Here is a 255-nt window from a genome sequence, read left to right on the forward strand (position 1 = left end):
ACGCTGGCGCGTGACCGTTTGCCCTTCGCGCAGGATGCCGCTGCCGTGGTGATGGCGGGGCGCACTGCTGCGCAGCTGCCCCCTGATTTCCGGTGCAGCCTGAGCGCTGCGCCAGCGTTCGGGCAGTTTGCAGATCGTGATGGCTGGTGACACGCTGGCGCGTGACCGTTTGCCCTTCGTGCAGGATGCCGCCGCCGTGGCGATGGCGGGGCGCACTGCTGCGCAGATGCCCCCCTGATTTCCGGTGCAGCCTGA

The 255-nt window shown here is 69.0% G+C and carries 1 pseudogene; it reads right to left on the reverse strand.

The annotated features are described in order from the left end of the window. Positions 1–255 (reverse strand): annotated as a pseudogene (locus AC6EMZ_RS23400) (hypothetical protein); the annotation flags it as partial.

This window comes from Enterobacter sp. SCRI0065 (genome assembly GCF_059766475.1).